A 1,268-nucleotide genomic window follows, 5' to 3' on the forward strand; every position below is an offset into this window, starting at 1 on the left:
CTCTTCCGGAACGACGGTGCGTAGAACGGGTTCTCGTGACCACTAGATGTAGGTGATCAAGGTCGCGGGGTGATGGGCGGTGTCGCTGGAGGTGTAGGCGGGTCCTGTGGTGTGAGGATGAAAGCTCTTACACACCCACCCGGACACCGACAGGACCCATGTTGCAGCGTAGCGCTATTGCCGACACCATTTGCCGCACCATCGAGCTCGGGGTGACGATCACCGGTGCCGCGCTCGACGGCGAGGACCGCACCCACGTGTTCTGCGAGGTCCTGGAACCGAAGAACACATGTCCCGGATGCGGGCGGCCGGGTCGGCTGCGTGACCACATCGATCGTGAGGTTGCTGATCTGCCGATCGTGGGGCACCCGACTCGGCTTCATATCGCGGTGCCGCGCTATCTGTGCGAGAACCCGGACTGTGCCACCACGATCTTTCGTGCCGACATCTCGACGATCGTGGCGCCGCGGGCACAGGTCACCCGCCGCACCACCACGTGGATTCTGCGGGCGATGATCGTCGACAAGATGTCGGTCAAGGCGGTCGCCGCGGCGGTCGGGATGAGTTGGAACACCGTCAACACGCTCGCACTCGAGGAGGCCCGCTCGTTGGCGTCCGCACCGGCCCGCCTGGACGGTGTGCGAGTCCTTGGGGTGGATGAGCACAAGTGGAAACACGTTCGCGGCAAGGGGGATTCGAGTTTCGTGACCGTGCTCGTCGACCTGACACCGATCGTCGATGGTACCGGCCCGGCACGCTTGCTGGACATGGTCGCCGGCCGTTCCAAGGCGGCGTTGAAGGATTGGCTGACTGCACGCGATCCTGCGTTTCGTGACCGAATCAAGGTGGTGACGATGGACGGGTTCTCCGGGTATCGCACCGCGACCGCTGAAACCCTGAACAAGGCGCGTGCGGTGATGGATCCGTTTCATGTCGTGCACTTGGCCGCAGACAAACTCACCGTGTGTCGTCAACGCGTACAACAGGATACGTGCGGACACCGCGGCCGTAGCGGGGACCCGCTCTACGGAATCCGCCGCCCCCTGCTCACCCGAATCGGCTTGTTGACCGACAAGCAGAAGACCCGCATCACCAACGGCCTCGAAGCGCGTGAGGAACACCTGGCGGTCGCGGTCACCTACGCCGTCTATCAGGACCTGATCGACGCCTACGACCAGCCGCACAAGCGTGACGGGAAGATCGCGATGTACAAGCTGCTCAAACGCATCCATACCGGCGTGCCGAAAGAACTCGCCGAACTTGCCCAA

General features: G+C 63.2%; 1 protein-coding gene. It reads left to right on the forward strand.

Going from position 1 to position 1,268, the window contains the following annotated elements:
* Window positions 1-158: 158 nt before the first annotated feature.
* Window positions 159-1,268 (forward strand): ISL3 family transposase (locus GD1_RS23990; protein ID WP_059040033.1); only part of this gene is annotated, 1,110 nt, incomplete at its 3' end.

The organism is Gordonia desulfuricans NBRC 100010, from assembly GCF_001485495.1.
Lineage (GTDB): Bacteria > Actinomycetota > Actinomycetes > Mycobacteriales > Mycobacteriaceae > Gordonia > Gordonia desulfuricans.